Source organism: Rothia sp. LK2492 (assembly GCF_040946345.1).
In the GTDB taxonomy this organism is placed as follows: domain Bacteria; phylum Actinomycetota; class Actinomycetes; order Actinomycetales; family Micrococcaceae; genus Rothia; species Rothia endophytica.
The window spans coordinates 238,166-257,798 of record NZ_JAYWLX010000002.1 but is presented as its reverse complement, the minus strand read 5'-3'; the positions used below and the strand labels follow the sequence as shown (position 1 = coordinate 257,798).

The window sequence follows — 19,633 nt, the reverse complement described above, 5'->3', positions numbered from 1 at the left end:
TTCCGTGAAAGGGTTCTACCAAAGGGGCTTGTTGCCCACCGACCAGTTCGACCCGGTGATGCGTTTGAAGAGGGCAAGGGCACTGCGGTCAGTCAGGCAGGCGACCTGATCGATGACTAGGCGCAGTTGAGCAACGTCATCGTTGCGGCCTAGCTCACGCAGGTCAGCAGCAAAGACAGGTTCAAGGTATTCAGGGTTATCCAGCAAGGCTGCCACTAGAAACTCCAGAATTTCTTTCTGGTTTTCGTAGTGGGGCTGGGCGTCACGAGAGGTCATGACAAAGGTGGTGGCAATGCCCTTGAGCACGGCGATCTCATGCTCGGTTTCTTGGGGCACCACCAACTGGGCGCTGTAGCGAGTCAAATCTCCATCACCGTAAACATCACGGGTGGCGTTCATTGCCGAGGCCGCAAAACGACCAATGAGTTTTGAAGTCAGTGCTTTGAAAGAGGCATGAGAACTGCGAGTACCGCTCATAAAAGGCACCCAGCGTTCCAGGTTTTCTAGACGGTTCAGGGCGGCATCGAGGGTACTATCGTCAGCTCCCGGCAGGTACCACTGGCGAGTTTTTTCAAACAGAATCTCGCGGGTATTGGGGTTCTTGAGATCATCCAGTTGCACGTGACCACCGAACACGGCGTCCTCAACGTCATGCACCGAGTAGGAGATATCATCGGCAAGATCCATAACCTGCGCTTCGATACATTTTTGGGTGGGGGCTGCGCCAGCTTCTAGGGCACTGGCTCGAAACCAGGTGAAGACCGGCAGGTCATCGGCATAGACACCGAACTTGCGGTTGGGTCTACCGTCCGGCCGCGGCGGGGCGTCGGCATACCCCCATGGGTACTTACAGGTGGCGTCTAAGGACGCCCGGGTCAGGTTGAGCCCCGCACTGCCACCATCGTGCCGCATCACCTTGGGTTCAATACGGGTGAGCAGGCGGAGGGTTTGCGCATTACCCTCAAACCCGCCGGCGTCCGCAGCGAGTTTGTCCAGGGCAGTTTCACCATTGTGCCCAAAAGGCGGGTGACCCAAATCATGAGAAAGGCAGGCTGCATCAACCACATCGGGGTCGCACCCCAGCATTCTGCCCACTTCACGCCCAATCTGTGCGACCTCTAGAGAGTGAGTAAGACGGGTGCGCACAAAGTCATCGGTATCGGGGTCAACCACCTGCGTTTTAGCCCCCAAACGGCGCAGTGCGGCCGAGTGCAACACACGAGCACGGTCGCGCTCAAAGGGCGAACGGTAAACAAACTTATGGTGCTCGGGCACCCAGCGGGCGGCGTCCGCCTCGGTGTAGCCGGGGCTGGGGGCGGGCTCGCTGAGATACGCACTTGCTGACTTTTCGACGCTCATAGCTTCAAGTTTAGTAGGATATGCCCCACTCGGATGAGTGCAGAGAAATCTGGTGGTTCAAGTTTCCTAGAACAAGCCCAGCTGTATCGCACTGTTTCTGACCATCAACACTCCCACAATAGCCGCCACCCACAGGAGCGTTACTTTAGCTTCGTACTCTAAACGCGGCATTATTGTGAAGATTTTTTCGAAAACGCGATCACCCCACAGACGAGCGACACATCCTATCAGCACAGCCGGGGCAACCATCACTAGACAATAAAGGCCCAGCACCCCCAGCTGAACCGCAAAAGGTGCAGGTAGCGATTGAATTATGCCAATAGCGGCAAGATAAGGCAACATGGTTGCCGTCTCTAAAACAGCTGCCCCAACAGCCAAACTAACAATGCCCAGTAAACCTGCACTCTGCCGGATTTTCTGGTCAGCCTGTTGCTCCCGGGCATCCATAATCTCCTCCGCTGTCTTCTTAGCAGGGTTGGGCGAGAAAACTCCGAAAATGAACAGAGCAGCACCCAATACTAATAAGGTCCAACTAAACCAGGCGGTGACGGCTACTTGACTGAAAATTTCCATCACCCCGCGCATCCCAAAGAAAAGCGCGGTACCTATCAAGAAGTAGGAGGCGGCTATGGTGGCCAGGTAGACCCCGTAAGGGGCCACCCGGACATGCCTCCATTTGAGAAGCAACACCAGAGGAATCACTAGGGTTCCCATACTGAGACTATCGACCAAGGCTAGAGCCAATAATGATAGAAAGTTTGCCAAAGTCCACTCCTCCATGCGATTATATTAGACCTTATCATACGAATGTATGAAGAAATAGAGTTAAGATATCTTCACTGATAAAGTGCATGTATGTCTGATACATCTGCTCAAGAATCCGCTATAAGTGATGCGGCAATCCGCGTGATTGTTACACAAGGGTTTGATGTAGTGAGCGTGCGGAAAGTGGCCCAAGAAGCAGGCCTTGCCCACGGCACCGTCCAGTACTACATGGGCACAAAAAATCAGTTGCTCGAAAAAGCACTCTTGCGCTCTACAGCACGACAACACGAGCGGGTGCAGAATCTACAACTACCCGCTGATCCATTGGAAAGACTAACGACTGCCCTACTCGAGCTTCTACCGATTGGAGAGGTGCAACGAGAGGACTCCACACTTTGGATTACTATGGGAGCAGCGGCTTCAACACGTAGCGGGCTAGCCAAGTTGTATCAACAGGAGCTAGCCACTTTTCAGGATCGGCTAACGCAGGCACTAATCGCCTGGCACTCTACAGGGGACTTGAGAGTCGCCACTGAGGATATCCCTCGCACCGCCCGGCTTATAACAGCCTTCATTAATGGCCTGACCCTAGATTATCTGAACGCACCAGGCCAATCAGGGCTAGTCGATGAGATTAAAGCTGACATCAGAAGCGGGTTGAAAAAAATCCTGAGCTAGAGATAGGCGCGTCCTACCCCCCCCCCAAAAAAAAAGAGAGTGCGCCTCTTAGTGACTACCTGCTGCCCCTTAGCATATCTCCACGTAGTGAGATGCTACGAGGAGATGAGTTTTTACCCTTCAGGGACGGTTGCTAAGTAGTACAACTTTACTGATGTGTGGCTTTTTAGACTACCGGGAACCGTCATCACAATGGAGATAATGGCAAGAACCAAGAAGACAAAGTTGACGAAGAAAGCGCCAGAAGCAGCTTCTCATAGCCCTGCATTATCGATACGCCTAGACATGTTCACCAGAGCAGCGATGATTTCAATATCGGTGTTGGCTCGTGATATGTGCGGGATTTAGTTCCGCCTCATCAATTGAGACTTATTCAGAAGTAGGAGCCCACCCCACACCATCTGGTCTAAACTAGGCGGAAAACCACCAGGTTGTTTGCGATGGTGCGAGGGTTAGTGTTGTGCTGGTGGGACTTTTGAGTGAACTTCCAGGTATGAGAGCGTTCTATAAATCGTCATCTTCGCTCAACCAAAATTCTGCTGGGTAGATAACTTCGCCAGATGGCAGATCAAAAGCGGGGTTAAGATTAAGAACCATAAAAGCCTCAGCTGGCACATTCATACTTGTTTTAATTCCGTGAAAACGCGACTGTTCAAACCCAAGGGCGTTATAAAAGGCTGGATGCCCCAGCACCAGCACACAGGCCGGCTCATTAAGTTGTAGCGCTTTTTCTCGGGCTGCCGACAGGACGCTACGGGTCAGCTCACTACCGATGCCCTGCTTCTGATGAGTGGAAGCTACAGCCACCGGGGCGAGTGCAAGTACCGGCACCGACCCTACCCAGCAGCGGGTCAACAGAGCGTGAGCAAGAATCTGGCCGCTCTGCCCCACAGCCACCCGAGACACACCAGGTTCCCAGACACTTCGGTTGGCACGCAGATCCTCGACGAGCTGCGCCTCGTAACCGGTTTCGAAAGCTGCTCTATGAAGCTGACCGATTGCAGGGACGTCATCAGAGGTTTCTGGGCGAATGGTGTAGGCAGTCATGCATCTAAGTCTAGTAGCCCACGTACTGCTCATTGCCGATGGTGCAGCCACCAGGTGCTCTTAGCCGCCCACACGTCACGGAAAACGCTGGTGAACATTTCGGTGATATCGAAGGTGAGACTCTAGCCGCCCGAGATATCTAGCTCAGCCTCCACCAGGCCCAAACGCTCGGCGTCGCCCAGGATGCGGGAGTCGAGCCAGCCATCTGGCAGTGAGGGCACCTTAGGGTTGCCAGCACGACCACGCGGGCCCTCAACAGCGGCACCCGGGTAGCCCATAGAATGGTCCAGCTGGCCTAGCAGCTCACGGAAGGTGTCCAGATCAGGGACGGTCGCCATCTTCGCGCGCAGCTCCCCGCCTACAGGGTAGCCCTTGAAGTACCATGCAACGTGCTTACGAATCTCACGCAAGCCGCGGTGCTCATCGCCAAAAGTCTCCACCAGCAATTCAGCATGACGGTAAATCATGTCCGCCACTTCGGTAACACCGGGGCGGTGCCGCTCAGCTATCCCCTCAAAGGCATTCTGAAGATCACCAAAAAGCCAAGGACGCCCCTGGCAACCACGGCCGATAACCACACCATCCACACCGGTCTGCTCCACCATGGCGACAGCGTCCTCGGCCGAGAAAATATCGCCGTTACCCAAAATAGGCACATCGGGGATAACTTCACGCAATTGGGCGATCGAATCCCAATCGGCCTTGCCCGCATAGTGCTGGGCGGCAGTACGTCCGTGAAGAGCAATAGCCGCAACACCGGCGTCACGTGCAATCTTGGCGGAATCCAGATAAGTGAGGTGGTCTTCGTCAATACCCTTACGCATTTTGATGGTCAGGGGAATATCATTGCGTGACGCCTCACGCACCGCAGTTTGCACAATGGCGGTAAAAAGGTCAGTCTTCCAGGGTAAGGCTGATCCGCCGCCGCGCTTGGTTACCTTGGGTACAGGGCAACCAAAGTTGAGGTCAATATGATCCGCACGGTCTTCTTCAACCACCATGCGGATTGCTTTACCCACGTTCACAGCGTCCACACCGTAGATCTGGATGGAGCGGATTTTTTCGTGGTCATCGTGGTCGATAATGCGCATAGACTCAGGCTTGCGTTCCACCAAGGCACGGGCAGTCACCATTTCGGTCACGTACAGTCCCCCACCGTACTCCTGGCAGAGGGTACGGAAAGCCTTGTTAGTTACGCCCGCCATGGGCGCCAGGACCACGGGGGTATCAACGGTTAGCTTGCCCAGTTGCAAGGGCGGCAGTTTGAGCTGCGGTGCGGCGCTGGTTTCTGCGGGGGTATCAGTTGAAAGAGTCACTGTGCTATTTTCGCACACTTGACCAGAGGCGGTCAGCGTGGCATCTCACAGTGCCAGCTTTGATACAAAGTAGCGGGTAAGGACGCCCTTCCCGGCCCAGCTTGGGTTAGACAGCTTGACCGAGTGCGCTTCATCATGTGAAGCCCCGTTCTAGGCACAGCTTACGCACCATTATGTAATGACGAAATAAAACCTTGACACATTCACACCCTCGTGTACATTATTAAACGTGAAAGAGAAATAAATAATTGACACTTTCACATCTAGAAGGCTTCATGGAAAATCTGCCCACCCAACTCGAAAACATAGCTCTAGCCCAGGAGGCCGCTCAGGACTCTGAACACCATCTCAACCACTGCATTGCGGTCGCTAAAAATGATGGCTACTCCTGGGGTGAGATTGGCTCAGTATTAGGGGTTAGCCGCCAGGCAGCAGCCCAAAAATACTCAAAGATTATTCAGGAGATTGCCCCCATGCACTTCTCAGAAACAACCCAAGCACACCTCAACAACACCGCAAAAGCCGTTCTTCACCGCATCGGAGAACACGAGTGGGAGAAGGTGCACAGCTACTTCTCTTTCACCGCGAAACGAGGACTCAGCAAGAAAAAACTTGCCGAGGTTTGGCAAGAAGTATTGGAGGGATGTGGAGATTTTCAGCGCGTTGATTCCCTCTATCTCCGCACCCCAAACCCCCACGAATTCAAGGTTTTCTCGGCTACTATCAAAGTCCCCAACACCTCAATCTTCGCAATCGCAGACTTCACGCTAGACCATACAGACGGTAAACCCGTCGGCCAGATTGCCTTCAACTCCCGCAGGAAAGTTATTGGCTTCATCATCTATTTGAACGACTCAGCTGAGTTCCCCTGGTAACCCTCCCTCTTATAGGCCTGCACCAAAAAGCCTGCCCCCACCTCAGAGACCTCTAAGGTCTCTGAGGTGGGGGCAGGCTCAGTGCTCTAGCTGTGAGACCTACGGGGTGGGGCGTCCGCCGGTAAGACCTAAGGTCTCGCCCGCAACGTAGGAGGCGTCATCGGATGCTAGGAAAACGTAGGCACCCGCGATTTCAGCTGGCTGACCAGCACGGCCCAGAGGAGTGTCCTGACCAAACTGGGTCAGCTTCTCCACGGGCTGGCCATAGCTGGGTTGCAACGGAGTCCAGAAGGGCCCCGGCGCCACAGCATTCACGCGAATACCGCGAGGAGCCAAAGCCTGCGCCAGCCCCTTACTGAAGTTATTCTGAGCAGCCTTAGTCAGGGCGTAGTCCAGCAGCGTCTCTGAGGGCTCATACGCCTGAATCGAAGAGGTGAAAATAATCGAAGAGCCGGGCTTAAGGTGAGGCACAGCCGCCTTAGTAACGCGGTAGGCCGAATACACATTAGCCTTCATCGTGTGGTCGAAGTCCTCATCGCTGAGATCCTCAATCCTTTCATGCCACACCTGACGGCTAGCATTATTGACCACGATATCGAGACCTCCGAAAGCCTCTACGGTCTTTTCAACGATGGCCTGGCACTGCTTTAGCTCACGCAGATCCCCCGGTAGCGCCAGCGCCTTCACCCCAGCTTCCTCAATTGCCTTGATAATGAGTTCAGCGTCGGGCTCTTCTTCTGGTAGGTAAGAAATCGCCACATTGGCCCCCTCACGGGCGTAGGCAATGGCAACGGCCGCTCCCAGCCCGGAATCACCTCCGGTAATCAGGGCATTACGCCCAGCAAGGCGACCATTACCCTGATAAGTTTTCTCACCCAAATCAGCGAGAGGTTCCATTTTTTGATCCAGGCCAGGTTCAGGCTGGGTTTGCTCGGGAGGGCTAATCACGGGGTACTTAGAACGGGGGTCTTCAAGATGAGACATAAGAATCACTTTCTGGGGAGTAAAAAATGAACCCCGCACGCTGGATTAGCAGGTGCGGGGCTCGTATCAACTATGAGGTACTCACAGTTTCAGAAGTTATTAGAAGTTCTTACGGGTGTCATCGCCATCAACGACGATTTCTTCCTTGCGGACGTCTGCGGATACACGCTCGGTCTCGGTGTGGACTTCCTTACCCACTGAAACGCGCTCGGTGGCCACGGTCTCGGTTGAGACCACAGGGCGCTCTTCGTGCGCGGTAACGGTAACGTCAGCATGTGCATCAGCTGAGTCAAAATCGTAGTTATCTACGGTCTTGCCATCCTTGAGGTTGGTGCGCTCAACGACGATTTCTTCCTTGCGGACGGGAACCTCAACAGTTTCCTTCTCAGTGCGAACAACCTTGCGCAGGCGAACCTGGCCGGTTTCGGTGGCACTGGTTGCCTTGGAAACGTTCAGACGCTCCTCATGAGCAACAACATCGCCGTCATGAGCGGTGGTAGCGTGCGCATCGCGACGATCGTCGGTGAGATCCGCAGCGCCAGCGGTTGCGGTGCCAGTAGCCAGACCCTCGTGTGAGGTGTGAACGTCATCGTGGGTGGTGGCAGTGCCGCTCAATGAGTAATACTCGTAGAGACGCTGCTCTTCTGCGGGTGACAGCTCGCCATCTTCAGCGATGTTGGGGGCGTCCTTTACGAATTCCTTCGTGAAGGGAACGTGGATTTCATCGCCGCTGTAGCGCGCCTGGTCAACAGGAACGAATGATTCGTTGGTGCCGAAGAGACCGGTGTTTACAGTAACAAAGGTGGGGTTACCAGTCTGCGCGTCAAGGTAAAGTTCGCCAACCTTGCCGATTTTTTCACCCTCGGGGCCAAAAACAGTGGAGTTGCGCAGAGTTTCGATATTTTCGTTAGTAGCCATAGGTTTTGCTCCCTTTCGGAGTATTTTCATGGACGGTGCACGAGAACTTAAGGAACCCTCACCTGAAGGAGCCTTATGCTCTAGCGCACTAGTAATCCTACTCATTAACAGCATGCTTTGTAAATACCTAAGCTGGCTTTTTAAGTTATTTTTCACTCCTGTTTACCTAAATTCAATACAGAACCCCGCTAATCCAAACATGTCTAGACATGATGCTTCTGACATGCCAGAACACATAATAAACTGGGATTAGGGTCTAAAAACATGTATTGTATTAGAGGACTCTTTTGAAGATTCCAGCGCCGTCCTTCCATTCAGGCATGGAGGACGGCGCTTTCTTTACCCTCATCAATTACTCTCAAGAGCATCCAACACCGTCGCGACCTGGTCTTTCAGCGCTGCAACGTTTACCCTGCACTCCACTAATTCCAGTGACCCATGAGCTTTGATTGGCAACTTATCAGCCAACCACAGCTCAAGAGCTTCTGCACTGTGACCGGGAATCTCACCCTTGCTATTACAGACACGCCACCAGGGCACAGTTGAGCCCCAAAGAGCCAGTACTCGCCCAATCACGCGGGCAGATTCCCCCGTTACGTTCCCAATATCTCCATAGGTAGCCACTGAACCGTCGGGGATGCACTCAACAGCTCGCAGCACACGCTCTACGCGTACATCATCCATGAAAAGGAAGACTCTCTTAGATTTAGCTATCAGCAATCACTAGGGAGGTGCTCGTCACCGATGCAGAGCCCATAGAGATAAGCTGGTCAATCATCACCGCTAGATCCTCCATAGAGTCGTCCACCTCGATATTCACAGCATACTGCCCTACCATCACCGAAAGGAGCTGAAGAATCGCCTCACGCGCGCCCGGGTGACCCGGGCGGTAACCAATGGTGACATCGGTCGCATCATCCTCCGCCAGCTCCATCTGGCCGGCGTCTACCGCTAGTGGGCGGTAGCTGATGGCAAAGGCACTGATAAAGCCCTTTTTGCCTTCCCGCTGAGCGCGTAGTACGTCATCACGCAGGACGACCGCACCCAGGGCTTCTGCTTCATCGGAAAGAAAAAGACGGTTCACGCGTCCGACTGAGGTCTGGGCAGGAGGGTCCCAAGCATGAACTGCTGTATAAAATTCCCAAAAACACTGCGTCAGTTCCACCGAGCCAGTAGCAATGTCCTCAATGGACTGTGTAAGGCGCTCCGACTCGTCCTGATGCAGGGGCACCGCTGGCACACCGCCGGCTTCTACCCGCACCATGCGAGAGCGCTGCAATACGCTGAAACCGTGATGTTCGGCGAAGGCAAGACCTGCTGATTCCGGCACTGTCTTGCTGCGCAGGGCAGTCACGCCGCTGGGCGCCTGCTGCGCGGCATCTTTGAGATGCTGCAACAGGGCAGACCCGACACCCTTACGGCGGTGGTCGGGGGCAACCTCTACATACGCCCAGAGACGTTGAGTATGCAGCGAGGTCTCATAGATAACACCGGCCCCCACAGGAACACCCTGATGCTCAGCAACGATAGTGCGGATGAAAGGCTCATTGCTGCTCTCAGCGAAGGACGAGCGGAATGCAGCTACCTGGTGGTTTTCGGGGTCCTTCCAGTACTGCAAAAGTTCAAGGTCATCGCCAGGCTGCCAGGGGCGGTAGATGTAGTCGTTCACGGGTGCCTTCCGGTCTCTCATTGTGGGGTACTCACCTACTCTAGCGGACGCCCCAGCGCTGGTGCAGAGAGCAGCAACACTGCCCCTGAACGCCCACCGCGAACCGAGAAAGTTTCAACTTGTCTTTACCTACCGGCTACCGCTTAGAATGATGGTTGTTCCCAGCATTTCTTACCTTCTCTATAGATTGGTGTCATGACCTCACCTCTTGTGACAAAACCCATTTTGCGCGGTTCTAAAGTTGAACTTCGCCCCCTCGATGACCGTGCCATTGACGCGATGATTGGTATCTTGCAGGAGCCTGACGTACTCATCAAGACCGGCACCGCACATTCTCGTATTACCGAGACCCACTCCTTCGATGAGGCGCGTACCCGTGAGTGGTACGGCCGCCGCAACGAAAAGCAGAATCGTCTTGACCTGGCGATTTATATACCTGAATTAGATCAGTATGTGGGGGAAGTCGTGTTCAACGAGTACGATCCCAACAACCTCTCGGTCAACTACCGCATCGCTATCGGCAAGGCCGGGCAGAATAAAGGCTACGGCACTGAGGCTACCAAGCTGATGGTGGACTACGGTTTTGAACACCTGGGCCTTAACCGTATTGAGCTTGAAGTCTACGATTTCAATGCTCGTGCCCGCCACGTCTACACCTCCTGCGGCTTTGTACCCGAAGGACGCCGCCGCGAGGCGCTCTGCATTGACGGCACCTTCCATGACGCCCTTCTCAAGGCTGTCATTAGAAAGGATTGGGAGGCGGCTCGCAGCGTGAATGGGTACCTACAGCTATCAGAAACTCACGTCGCCATATAAGTCTGCTCGGGCAGCCCCTGGGGCAAACACTTCCCCTGCCCTTTCTCTCAGCTCACCGTTTGCTATCCCGGTCTCACCGGGGTAGTTTTTCTTTAAAGGTTAGACGCAAGAAAAAGGGAGAAATTGTGGCAGCGCATTCACATTCCCACCAGCATGGCTCTGAGCATTCTCATGATTACTTTGCCGGTGTTAACACTCGGAAGCTGTTAGCAGTTGTTCTCATTGCCTGGTCACTTTTTATCATCCAGTTGGTGGGTGCCTGGGTTACCGGCTCGCTGGCTTTACTTTTTGACACCGTTCACGTTGCCACCGACGCTATCGGGGTCACCGTTGCCCTCATCGTGGCTCATCTGGCTGCTCGCCCGCCGTCAGCTCGACGCACCTGGGGGCTCAAGCGCCTTGAAGTGCTGGCCGCGATGGCTCAGGCAGCGATGCTACTGGGGGTCGGGGCTTTTGTGCTGATTGAAGCAGTACAGCGCTTTTTTAATCCCCAGCCCCTAGCCGCCAGAGAGCTGCTAGTCTTTGGCATCCTTGGCCTAACGGTCAATGTGGTAATGATGCTAATTTTACTGGGTGGGGATCGCCGCAACTTTAATATGCGCGCGGCTTTCTTGGAGGTGCTCAATGATGCCCTGGGATCAGTTGCGGTCATCGCTGGAGCAATAATAATCGCGCTGACCGGCTGGTTGCAGGCTGACGCCCTTGCCGCCATTCTCATAGGTCTGCTGATTGTGCCCCGAACCCTCAAGCTGCTGAAAGAAACAGTGAGCGTACTCCTAGAATCGGCACCGCGGGGACTGGACGTTGAGGATGTGCGCCGGCATCTAGAGACTCTTCCCCACGTGGTGGCTGTGCACGATTTGCATGCCAGCCAAATCTCCTCAGACCTCCCGGTATTAACCGCCCACGTGGTCGTTAAGGACGACTGCTTAACCGATGGGTGCGCCGTCGAAACCCTTACACGGTTACAGACCTGCGTTGCTGAACACTTTGAGGTCAGTATCAGGCACTCAACCTTCCAGATTGAGCCTGAATCACTGCAAGCAGAGGGCCACTACGACCAGCTACCCTAGATCAAGCCTTATTTCCCTCAGGCACAAGACCACTGAGGTTAATGAACAAAAGATGCGCTTCACGTCAGCTCGTTGTAGCTGACGTGAAGCGCATCCTCCTGAGTTTTATGTGAGGTTATCTGCTCTTTAGCCAGCTAGTTTAGCTGCCAAGTAGGCGGTGACCTGATCCAGGGCTACACGCTCCTGAGCCATGGTATCGCGCTCACGAATGGTGACTGCCTGGTCTTCGAGGGTGTCGAAGTCCACCGTGATGCAGAAGGGGGTGCCGATTTCGTCCTGGCGGCGGTAGCGGCGGCCGATTGCACCGGCATCATCGTAGTCGATGTTCCAATTGCGGCGCAGTTCGTTGGCCAGCTTCTTGGCTGAGGGAACCAGGTCTTCCTTCTTGGACAGGGGTAGAACAGCAGCCTTGACGGGAGCCAGACGCGGGTCCAGCTTCAGCACGGTGCGCTTATCCACGCCACCCTTAGTGTTGGGTGCTTCATCCTCGACATAAGCATCCACCAGGAAGGCCATCATCGCGCGGGTCAAACCGAAGGAAGGCTCGATGACGTAGGGAACGTAGCGTTCGCCGGTGCCCTGGTCAAAGTATTCGAGCTTGGCATTGGAGTGCTCGTTGTGCACGCCCAGGTCATAGTTGGTGCGGTTAGCAACGCCCATCAGCTCGCCCCATTCGCCGCCCTGGAAACCGAAGCGGTATTCAAGGTCCATGGTGCCAGCTGAGTAGTGGGCGCGGTCGTCGTCGGGGACGTCAAACTTGCGCATATTATCGGGGTTGATACCCAGGTCAATGAACCAGTTCCAGCAGTCTTCAATCCACTGGTCGTAGTACTTGGGTGCATCGTCGGGGTGCACAAAGTACTCGATTTCCATCTGTTCGAACTCGCGGGTACGGAAGATGAAGTTACCGGGGGTGATTTCGTTGCGGAAAGCCTTTCCGATTTGACCGATGCCGAAAGGCGGGCGCTTGCGGGAGGCAGTTACCACGTTGTTGAAGTTCACGAAGATACCCTGAGCGGTCTCGGGGCGCATAAAGTGCAGACCCTCTTCATTATCCACCGGGCCTAAGAAGGTCTTCATGAGACCTGAGAAGTTCTGCGGTTCGGTCCACTGGCCCTTATTGCCGCACTTAGGGCAGACGATATCGTCCATTCCGTTTTCAGGTGCGCGGCCCTTCTTGGCTTCAAAGGCTTCAATCAGGTGGTCCTGGCGGTGGCGTGAGTGGCAGGAGAGGCACTCCACCAGGGGGTCGGTGAAGGTTGCTACGTGTCCGGAAGCCTCCCACACTGCCTTAGGCAGGATAATGGAGGAATCCAGACCCACCATGTCTTCGCGTCCGCGGACAAAGGTCTGCCACCACTGCTGACGGATGTTCTCTTTGAGCTCTGCGCCCAGGGGGCCGTAGTCCCAGGCTGAGCGGGAACCGCCGTAGATTTCACCTGCCTGGAAGACGAACCCGCGGCGCTTCGCGAGTGAGATGACGTTATCGAGCGTGGACTTCGCTGCCATGTGTTGGATACTCCTATGAGCCTGCGCCACCGGTTGTGGCGTGCTTGGATTTGCAAAAAATGCACGCTCATCTGTGGAGGCGTGCACCTACCAGCCTACCGCACACACCGGGGCATATGGGGCGGTAAAGTATGGGGTATGAGCAACATTGAACCTGTTTTTATTCGTGACGAGATGATCCGTCTAGGTCAGTTCTTGAAACTGGCTAACCTGGTAGAAAATGGCACCCACGCCCGCGATGTCATTCAGGATGGCCTGGTCAAGGTCAACGATGAAATCTGTGAACAGCGCGGCAAACAGCTCCATCCCGGGGATGTCGTGGAACTCAATGGTATGGCAGTGCAGGTAGAAAGGGACTAACCCAGCACCTTTTCACTCAAATAAGCCGAAATATGAGTCAACTCCTGAGCAGCGATGCCGTGGGCTAAGCCGGGGTAAAGCTCTTGCTCCACCCGGGTATACTTCCCCACCCACTGCTGGGTGAATTCAATCTTCTCAGCGGTGATGACTGGGTCTGAGTCTCCCCTCCCCCAGAAAAGTTGTAGTTTCTGATCCCCGGTGAGCTCGGCGTCCCTAAAGTAATCAGAACCGCCATCTACTGCGTAGCCAGAAAGCCCTACCACGGCAGTAATAAGCTCGGGACGGCGGCGGGCCACGGATGTCGCCACGGCCATGCCCTGGGAGAAGCCCAGCAGGGTAACGCTCTTGTGGTCAGCAGCTAGGGGTTCTAGCCAGTCCAGTACATAGTCGGTCGTCAGCTCAATGGCTCGAAAGCCAACCGTTTCTAGCTGAGCATTCAGCGGCCACCACTGGTAGCCCATGGCTGCTTGGCCAACATAAGCGCTCTCAGCGTCCGCGGGAAGGGCATACCCTACCGGTTGAGGGGCACGTAGGGACGCGTAGGTTACCTTATCGGATGGAAGGTAAGGGATCAGCCCGGTAAGGTCTCGTTCGTGAGAACCATAACCGTGCAAGAGCACCACCAGGTGGGTGCCTGCCCGTGCTGGCTCGGCATTTGAAAAATCAACCAGGTACTGGGACATAAGTTTTCCTTTGGGCGGGGTGTTTTTTCCAACCTAACATAGCTTCCCCGGGCTTTTGCCGAGCATTATAGTTAGGCGACCACCCTCAAATATTTGCGTGGGTAGGCGCGGCCGGCTGAGCGAGTCTTCTGCCCGTCTGCAGCGTCCTGCGCCTCAAAGCTCTGCAGCAGAATGCGCTCCAGCTGGCGGTGCTCAATCAGAAAACCGTCATGTCCACAGGGTGAATGGATCACGGCGGGCTCCACCGGCTGCGGCAGGGAGGCAGCAATAATCTGGGTGTCGGATGGGAAGAAGAGGCGGTCCGAGTCAACGTAGGCAAGCGTCCATCGACAGGTGGAGAGAGCCAGCGCTTTCTCAAGATTGCCGCGACCACGTGCCACATCGTGGCTCAGTAGCGCCTCGTTGATCGCTAGGTAGGAGTTAGCGTCAAAACGCGCGGTCAACTTCTGCCCATGGTAATCCAGGTAGTTTTCCACCTGGTAGCGGCCGCGCTCACTGTACTTGGGGGCAAGCACCTCGTGGCCCGGCTGTTCGTCGCGCCCAAACCGGAAGTGTAGTTCAGCCGCCGAACGGTAGGTGGTGTGCGCGATACGTCGGGCAAGTGCCAGCCCGGTATCAGGAGCGGGGCCGCCGTAGTAATCGCCGCCGGCAAAGTTGGGGTCCTGGCGTATCGCTAGATTCTGCATGTGCCCCCAGGCAATTTGTTCTGCTGTAGCTGCCGAACCCGAAGCCAGCACAGCTACCGACCGCACCAGGGAGGGGTAAGTCACCGCCCATTCAATGGCACGCGCTCCACCCAGTGAGCCGCCCACCACGTGATGGAAAGACGTAATGCCCAGCTGATCAGCCAGTACCTTCTCGGCGTGGACGCTATCCCGAATGGTAACGGCTGGGAAGCGAGAGCCCCAGGGTTTGCCTTCAGAATCTACGGAAAGGGGTGAGGGGGAAGCCGGCCCTGTTGAGCCGTAGCACCCCCCCACCATATTGGGGGACACCACAAAGTACTTATCGGTATCGATGACTCGCCCTGGGCCCACAGCGGTAGGCCACCAACCACCTGCTTCAGCTGCCGCCCGCACTTCTGCCGGAGCATCCGAAGCCGCGCGACCGGCAGAAACGTGGGTGTCACCGGTCAGCGCGTGCAGAATCAACACCGCATTATCGCCGGCTTCATTGAGGGTCCCCCAGGTTTCATAGCCAATGACAACGTCGGGCAGAGTTTCACCGTTTTCGAGGGCTAGGTCGCCGATCTGGGCGTACTTAAGTACGCCGTCCACACGGGTGCCAGCAGCGGTATCAGTGGTCGAGGCTTTAATCGTCATCGATTTACCTTTCGTACTTTAGAGCGCGTTAAAGCCTAGTTCGAGGTCAGCCAAAATATCATCGATATGTTCAATACCCACCGAGAGGCGAATAAAGGCGGGATTGATGCCGATGGCGGCTAGCTCATCTGGCGTTGATTGGCTGTGCGTGGTGGACGCCGGGTGTACGACCAGGCTGCGCACGTCGCCAATGTTGACCAGGAGGGAGTGTAAGGACAGCGCATCTACAAATTTTTGGGCGGTGGGAGCATCCGCGTCTTTGAGAGTGAAGCCCAGGACTGCACCGGCGCCGCGGGGCAGGTATTTCTGAGACAGCCCGTAGTAGGGTGAACTTTCCAAACCCGAGTAAACCACCGATTCAACCGCGGGATGCTCAGATAAGAAGCGGGCAACTGCAGCAGCGTTCTGCACGTGTCGCTCCATGCGTAGTGACAGGGTCTCAAGCCCGATCGCTATGTTAAAGGCATTGGTCGGAGAAATTGATGCTCCCAAATCACGGAGCAGGGCCACGCGGGCTTTCAAAATGTAAGAGAGGTTGACGCCAAAGGCGCCGTCTTTGCCCAGGTCGTGGGCGTAGACCAGGCCGTGGTAGCTCTCATCGGGCTGATTAAAGATGGGGTATTTTTCGGGGTAAGCACCGTAGTCGAAGGTGCCGGCGTCCACGATGACACCACCCACAGAGGTTCCGTGGCCCCCTAGATATTTAGTCGCAGAGTGCACCACAACATCAGCACCGTGCTTGATGGGGTTCAGCAGATAAGGCGTTGCTACGGTGTTATCCACGATAAGGGGAACACCTACGCTGTGAGCTACATCTGCAATGGGTTCAATATCCAGCACGTCCCCGCGAGGGTTGGGCAGGGTCTCCCCAAAGAAAGCTTTGGTGTTAGGGCGGGCGGCAGCGCGCCAGCTTTCGGGGTCTGCGGGGTCATCAACGAAAGTGGTTTCAATGCCTAGATTCGCCAGGGTGTATTTGAAGAGGTTGTAGGTACCGCCGTAAAGAGAGGGCGAGGCAACGATGTGATCCCCTGCCCCGGCAATATTGAGAATCGAGAAAGTATTGGCTGCCTGACCAGATGCGAGCAACAGCGCTCCCACTCCGCCTTCTAGGGCCGCGATACGGTTTTCTACCGCTTCTTGGGTGGGGTTATTAATACGGGTATAGATGGGGCCCAGCTCAGAGAGAGCAAAACGGTTAGCTGCCTGCTGTGAATCCTTAAAGACAAAAGAGGTGGTCTGATAAATCGGCAAAGCGCGTGCCCCGGTGACCGGGTCAGGTTCTTGACCAGCGTGAATTTGCTGGGTCTCAAATTTCCAGCCGGCAGGCTTGCTGGGAGTGGGGATGTTCTGTGAGGTCGTCATGTTGGTAGCTCCAGTCTCTAGTGAGGAAAATATCTCGCAAGGTGGGGCCGCATGCCGTAACTCCCGGTCTACCGGAAGGTGATGCACCGAAGGAGATGGCACATCGGTCCCGCGCTTACACATACCCGTCTGGGATGTGTCAGGTCTTCACTCAGGGCACCCCACCGCAGGTGGAGGGTTGCCGGCCAGCTAGCTGAGGCTTAGTGCTGGCGCTCTTGACCTGTTGTTAGTCTTCCTTAGCGGGTTTCATGGCGTCAAGAAAAGACTGCAAGATGTCAGCATGTTTCATTTGTTGCAAAAATTACGCAGGTGTAACTCTTACCCTTACCCAGTTTGGATTAAGACCACGGACGGTCTAGGAGCGCGTTCAAGCTGCCCCTCTCGCAGGGTTCGCTAGCGCTCACTCGTCAATTCACCCCAGCCCCGACTAGCTTGGCCGCGCTCATCGTCCGCCCGCTCCTGCTCTTACGGGGAAACCTCTCTCCACTAGACTGGAGAAGAAACCATCAGAAAGGCATCTCATGACGCTCACCCCACCCCGTCCCCCACGCATCGCCAGCGAGCGCACTCATCATGGCGATACTTTCATTGATTACTACGAATGGATGCGTGATAAAGAGAGCGAAGAGGTGCTTGCCCATCTCACAGCAGAGAATGCATACACCGATGGGGTTACCGCTGACCAGCAGCCTCTGCGCGACGCTATTTTTGAAGAGATTAAAGGCCGCACTCAGCAAACGGATATGTCCGTTCCCTCCCGCAGGGGTGCCTGGTGGTATTTCAATCGGACGGTAGCCGGCGAGCAGTACCCCATTATGTGCCGGGTGCCTGCCCTAACAGAAGGCAGCGTTGTTGAGCGTTATACACCACCGCAGGTGGTGCCCGGTCAGCCGCTTGAGGGTGAAGAAGTGGTGCTGGACTGCAACGAGTTTGCGCGAGACCTACCTTTCTTCTCACTAGGCTCCTTCCAGGTTACTCGCGACGGACGACTGCTGACCTTTGGAGTCGATGACACCGGCGATGAGCGCTACACCCAGCACTTCAAAAACCTTGAAACCGGCCAGATGCTGGATGAAAAGATTGAAGATATCTTCGCCGGAGCTTTCTTTGCCTCGGGCGCTAACCACCTTATCTATGCTGTAGCCGATGATTCCTGGCGCCCCTATCAGATTCGTGCTCATCGAGTGGGAAGTAGCCCGGCTGATGACATTGCTCTCTATACCGAAGAGGATCAGGGCATGTGGCTGGGAGCGGGGATGTCGTCCTCCCGTACACACGTGGTGATGACCTCCGGTAACTCTGAGTACACTGAGACCCGCGTGGTCAATATTCATGAGTTAGGCGAGGTAGAGCCCACGCTGATTATTAGTAGGGAGCAAAGGGTTGAATACAGCACCGACATCATCGATGTCGATGGAAGGGCCTACCTGGTGCTCACCCATGACTTTGATGCGCCCAACTCAGAAATCGTCATAGCACCTCTCCCCGAAGCCTATGTACCTTTTGAGCGTCTGCGGGCTGATTGGGTGGCTCTTATGCCGCACCGCGACGATGTACGCATCGAGAGCGTTAGCTTCTCGCGCAACCACCTTGCGGTCATGGCGCGAGAGAACACCACGGTTAAGGTCTTTGTTGCACCCCGCAGCTCACTGTCACATCAGCTCGCTGTAGGCGACCCCCGCGGTATCGAGTTCACTCAGCCCGGCGGCTTTAGTGAGGAGCTCTACACTTCCTCCTGTTCAGGGATGAACATTATGTCCCCGGTGATTCGCCTCAACTACACCTCCTTCCTCACGCCCAGCAGTGTCTATGACTACTTCCCTGATACCGATGAGCTGGTGCTACGCCGGGAAACGCCGGTTCTGGGCTACGAGCGTGATCAGTACACCGCTTATCGCATGTGGGCGCCAGCTGCCGACGGCGCCATGATTCCTCTTTCTGTCATGCACCTAGCTGATGTGGATAAGACACAACCGCACCCCGTGATTCAGTACGGTTATGGCTCCTATGAAGCTTCAATGGATCCTTACTTCTCCGTAGCCCGCCTGAGCGTCCTCGACCGCGGTGCCGTATTTGTGATTGCTCATATCCGCGGTGGTGGCGAGATGGGCCGGTCCTGGTACACCGAAGGCAAGAAACTAGCCAAGAAGAACACTTTCACAGATTTCATTGATTCCACCGACTTTCTCGCCTCACTCCCCTGGGTGGACGAACAACGGATAGGTATTATGGGTGGTTCTGCCGGCGGTCTGCTCATGGGGGCCGTACTAAATATGGCGCCGCAGAAGTACAAAGCCTGCCTAGCCCAGGTTCCCTTCGTGGACGCCCTTACTACCATTCTCGACCCAGAGCTTCCGCTCTCTGCTTTGGAATGGGAAGAATGGGGTAACCCCATCGAGAACCGTGAAGTTTACGACTATATGAAGTCTTACAGCCCTTACGAAAACATCCGAGCTACTGCCTACCCGGCGATAGCCGCAGTCACCTCCCTTAATGACACACGTGTGTTGTATGTTGAGCCTGCAAAATGGGTAGCTAAACTGCGTGAAATTATATCTTCAGACTCACCGGTTCCCCTACTCAAGACAGAAATGGACGGCGGGCATGGTGGAGGCTCAGGGCGGTACACGGCCTGGCGCGACATTGCCTGGGATTACGCGTTTTTGTTATCTCATCTGTCCGATAAAAAATAGATACATTTAAAATATTCGGGCATAAAAAGTATTGAGTGCTTTCTCAGCAGCAGGGGCTATCAACAACCAACGCTTATATCCCCTGCTCTTTTTATTTCACTCAATCACTCCTGTCTCTATATTGTGAATAGGACACCATAATTTCCGCACTATGACCCCTGTGGTAGGTCATTTCAGGATGAGCAGTGCGGAAAATTATCCTGA

The 19,633-nt window shown here is 55.1% G+C and carries 18 protein-coding genes and 1 riboswitch; of the genes, 6 read left to right on the top strand and 12 right to left on the bottom strand.

Going from position 1 to position 19,633, the window contains the following annotated elements; all coding sequences use genetic code 11:
* Positions 1–15 precede the first annotated feature (15 nt).
* Positions 16–1,359 (bottom strand): deoxyguanosinetriphosphate triphosphohydrolase, encoded by a 1,344-nt coding sequence (locus VVR27_RS03340; protein ID WP_368547064.1) that lies wholly within the window; start codon positions 1,357–1,359, stop codon positions 16–18.
* 66 nt (positions 1,360–1,425) lie between these two features.
* On the bottom strand, positions 1,426–2,124 hold the full coding sequence (locus VVR27_RS03335; RefSeq protein ID WP_368547063.1) for a GAP family protein: 699 nt from the start codon (positions 2,122–2,124) through the stop codon (positions 1,426–1,428).
* Between the two features lie 90 nt (positions 2,125–2,214).
* On the opposite strand from VVR27_RS03335, the gene VVR27_RS03330 reads away from it, so the two are divergent.
* Entirely contained in the window at positions 2,215–2,802 is a 588-nt protein-coding gene (locus VVR27_RS03330) for a TetR/AcrR family transcriptional regulator (RefSeq protein ID WP_368547062.1), read from the top strand.
* Between the two features lie 504 nt (positions 2,803–3,306).
* Here VVR27_RS03330 and VVR27_RS03325 read toward each other — a convergent pair.
* Both VVR27_RS03325 and dusB read right to left on the bottom strand, forming a co-directional pair.
* On the bottom strand, positions 3,307–3,849 hold the full coding sequence (locus tag VVR27_RS03325) for a GNAT family N-acetyltransferase (protein WP_368547061.1): 543 nt from the start codon (positions 3,847–3,849) through the stop codon (positions 3,307–3,309).
* A 122-nt stretch (positions 3,850–3,971) separates the two neighbouring features.
* A complete protein-coding gene (dusB, locus tag VVR27_RS03320; protein ID WP_368547060.1) occupies positions 3,972–5,165 on the bottom strand; it encodes a tRNA dihydrouridine synthase DusB in 1,194 nt (397 codons plus the stop codon).
* A 248-nt stretch (positions 5,166–5,413) separates the two neighbouring features.
* Here dusB and VVR27_RS03315 point away from each other — a divergent pair, with 248 nt between their 5' ends.
* Complete coding sequence (locus tag VVR27_RS03315) at positions 5,414–6,040, top strand: DUF3887 domain-containing protein (protein ID WP_368547059.1); 627 nt, start codon at positions 5,414–5,416, stop codon at positions 6,038–6,040.
* Positions 6,041–6,139: 99 nt separating this feature from the next.
* Here VVR27_RS03315 and VVR27_RS03310 read toward each other — a convergent pair whose 3' ends face one another.
* The 4 genes from VVR27_RS03310 to VVR27_RS03295 form a co-directional block, all read right to left on the bottom strand.
* Positions 6,140–7,024 (bottom strand): SDR family oxidoreductase, encoded by an 885-nt coding sequence (locus tag VVR27_RS03310; protein WP_368547058.1) that lies wholly within the window; start codon positions 7,022–7,024, stop codon positions 6,140–6,142.
* A gap of 99 nt (positions 7,025–7,123) precedes the next feature.
* The gene (locus VVR27_RS03305) at positions 7,124–7,942 is read right to left on the bottom strand and encodes a PRC and DUF2382 domain-containing protein (protein WP_368547057.1); all 819 of its coding nucleotides are present in this window, start codon (positions 7,940–7,942) and stop codon (positions 7,124–7,126) included.
* Between the two features lie 348 nt (positions 7,943–8,290).
* Positions 8,291–8,626 carry an MGMT family protein gene (locus tag VVR27_RS03300; protein ID WP_368547056.1) on the bottom strand — a complete coding sequence of 112 codons (336 nt, stop codon included), beginning with the start codon at positions 8,624–8,626 and terminating at the stop codon, positions 8,291–8,293.
* Between the two features lie 22 nt (positions 8,627–8,648).
* Positions 8,649–9,611: a GNAT family N-acetyltransferase gene (locus VVR27_RS03295; protein WP_368547055.1), complete on the bottom strand. Its 963-nt coding sequence runs from the start codon at positions 9,609–9,611 to the stop codon at positions 8,649–8,651.
* A gap of 195 nt (positions 9,612–9,806) precedes the next feature.
* Between VVR27_RS03295 and VVR27_RS03290 the strand changes: the two genes are divergently transcribed.
* Entirely contained in the window at positions 9,807–10,427 is a 621-nt protein-coding gene (locus VVR27_RS03290; protein ID WP_345446021.1) for a GNAT family N-acetyltransferase, read from the top strand.
* Between the two features lie 125 nt (positions 10,428–10,552).
* Positions 10,553–11,500: a cation diffusion facilitator family transporter gene (locus VVR27_RS03285; RefSeq protein WP_409349924.1), complete on the top strand. Its 948-nt coding sequence runs from the start codon at positions 10,553–10,555 to the stop codon at positions 11,498–11,500.
* A 126-nt stretch (positions 11,501–11,626) separates the two neighbouring features.
* On the opposite strand, the gene VVR27_RS03280 is transcribed toward VVR27_RS03285, so the two are convergent.
* The gene (locus tag VVR27_RS03280) at positions 11,627–13,009 is read right to left on the bottom strand and encodes a glycine--tRNA ligase (RefSeq protein ID WP_346873338.1); all 1,383 of its coding nucleotides are present in this window, start codon (positions 13,007–13,009) and stop codon (positions 11,627–11,629) included.
* A 138-nt stretch (positions 13,010–13,147) separates the two neighbouring features.
* On the opposite strand from VVR27_RS03280, the gene VVR27_RS03275 reads away from it, so the two are divergent.
* Complete coding sequence (locus VVR27_RS03275) at positions 13,148–13,369, top strand: RNA-binding S4 domain-containing protein (protein ID WP_346873339.1); 222 nt, start codon at positions 13,148–13,150, stop codon at positions 13,367–13,369.
* On the opposite strand, the gene VVR27_RS03270 is transcribed toward VVR27_RS03275, so the two are convergent.
* From VVR27_RS03270 to VVR27_RS03260, 3 genes are all read right to left on the bottom strand, one after another.
* On the bottom strand, positions 13,366–14,052 hold the full coding sequence (locus tag VVR27_RS03270) for an alpha/beta hydrolase (RefSeq protein WP_368547054.1): 687 nt from the start codon (positions 14,050–14,052) through the stop codon (positions 13,366–13,368). The two genes, VVR27_RS03275 and VVR27_RS03270, sit on opposite strands and share 4 nt — an antisense overlap.
* A gap of 71 nt (positions 14,053–14,123) precedes the next feature.
* Positions 14,124–15,374 (bottom strand): homoserine O-acetyltransferase, encoded by a 1,251-nt coding sequence (locus VVR27_RS03265; RefSeq protein ID WP_368547053.1) that lies wholly within the window; start codon positions 15,372–15,374, stop codon positions 14,124–14,126.
* A gap of 18 nt (positions 15,375–15,392) precedes the next feature.
* Positions 15,393–16,736, bottom strand: a complete 1,344-nt coding sequence (locus VVR27_RS03260) for a bifunctional o-acetylhomoserine/o-acetylserine sulfhydrylase (protein ID WP_368547052.1) — start codon at positions 16,734–16,736, stop codon at positions 15,393–15,395.
* 106 nt (positions 16,737–16,842) lie between these two features.
* A riboswitch (SAM riboswitch) is annotated at positions 16,843–16,957 on the bottom strand.
* 300 nt (positions 16,958–17,257) lie between these two features.
* Between VVR27_RS03260 and VVR27_RS03255 the strand changes: the two genes are divergently transcribed.
* Complete coding sequence (locus tag VVR27_RS03255; RefSeq protein ID WP_368547051.1) at positions 17,258–19,429, top strand: S9 family peptidase; 2,172 nt, start codon at positions 17,258–17,260, stop codon at positions 19,427–19,429.
* The last annotated feature ends 204 nt before the right edge of the window (positions 19,430–19,633 follow it).

Excerpts from the sequence above, each read along its gene's own strand:
- VVR27_RS03340 (WP_368547064.1), bottom strand. The coding sequence starts at position 1,359 with ATGAGCGTCGAAAAGTCAGCAAGTGCGTATCTCAGCGAGCCCGCCCCC.
- VVR27_RS03330 (WP_368547062.1), top strand. The coding sequence starts at position 2,215 with ATGTCTGATACATCTGCTCAAGAATCCGCTATAAGTGATGCGGCAATC.
- VVR27_RS03325 (WP_368547061.1), bottom strand. The coding sequence starts at position 3,849 with ATGACTGCCTACACCATTCGCCCAGAAACCTCTGATGACGTCCCTGCA.
- VVR27_RS03310 (WP_368547058.1), bottom strand. The coding sequence starts at position 7,024 with ATGTCTCATCTTGAAGACCCCCGTTCTAAGTACCCCGTGATTAGCCCT.
- VVR27_RS03305 (WP_368547057.1), bottom strand. The coding sequence starts at position 7,942 with ATGGCTACTAACGAAAATATCGAAACTCTGCGCAACTCCACTGTTTTT.
- VVR27_RS03300 (WP_368547056.1), bottom strand. The coding sequence starts at position 8,626 with ATGGATGATGTACGCGTAGAGCGTGTGCTGCGAGCTGTTGAGTGCATC.
- VVR27_RS03290 (WP_345446021.1), top strand. The coding sequence starts at position 9,807 with ATGACCTCACCTCTTGTGACAAAACCCATTTTGCGCGGTTCTAAAGTT.
- VVR27_RS03280 (WP_346873338.1), bottom strand. The coding sequence starts at position 13,009 with ATGGCAGCGAAGTCCACGCTCGATAACGTCATCTCACTCGCGAAGCGC.
- VVR27_RS03275 (WP_346873339.1), top strand. The coding sequence starts at position 13,148 with ATGAGCAACATTGAACCTGTTTTTATTCGTGACGAGATGATCCGTCTA.
- VVR27_RS03270 (WP_368547054.1), bottom strand. The coding sequence starts at position 14,052 with ATGTCCCAGTACCTGGTTGATTTTTCAAATGCCGAGCCAGCACGGGCA.
- VVR27_RS03265 (WP_368547053.1), bottom strand. The coding sequence starts at position 15,374 with ATGACGATTAAAGCCTCGACCACTGATACCGCTGCTGGCACCCGTGTG.
- VVR27_RS03260 (WP_368547052.1), bottom strand. The coding sequence starts at position 16,736 with ATGACGACCTCACAGAACATCCCCACTCCCAGCAAGCCTGCCGGCTGG.
- VVR27_RS03255 (WP_368547051.1), top strand. The coding sequence starts at position 17,258 with ATGACGCTCACCCCACCCCGTCCCCCACGCATCGCCAGCGAGCGCACT.